General features: G+C 46.0%; 1 pseudogene. It reads left to right on the top strand.

Features of this window, described 5'->3' with window-relative positions:
• Nucleotides 1–83: 83 nt before the first annotated feature.
• A pseudogene (locus AB4512_RS25410) lies at nt 84–396 on the top strand (hypothetical protein); the annotation flags it as partial.

Here is a 396-nt window from a genome sequence, read left to right as displayed (position 1 = left end):
GGTATCAGTTTGATTACTCGGGCTGGCTAGAAGCCAGAGATAAACGGAATACTGGGTACGGTTGTAACCAAACATTTGGCATATTGGGAGCTGTATATCTACCAGACAACGCTAAACGCTTCATTAGTGAGTTAAAAGACGCTTTGCGTATCCAAGATAGTTCGGTTCCACCCAAAGCCATTTGGTACAGCAGTGATGTTCCACTCTGGGGGGCGAATAGCAGTCTGCTAGCTCGCTTCAATAGAGATATAGGCGACATCTTAGATAACAATTGCGAGACTCAAGGCGGTCGCGTAACGCTTTTACATCCGAGTAAAAATAACGGCGAGAGTCGCCTAAAGCGTAAGCAACATCTTGGGCGATTTGCAAACGGTGTCAGTTTATCTTCAGAAGCAC

The organism is Vibrio sp. 10N.222.52.B7, assembly GCF_041474275.1.
GTDB lineage: Bacteria > Pseudomonadota > Gammaproteobacteria > Enterobacterales > Vibrionaceae > Vibrio > Vibrio crassostreae_C.
Note: the sequence above shows the minus strand (reverse complement) of the source record. Positions and strands in the feature narration are given on the sequence as shown.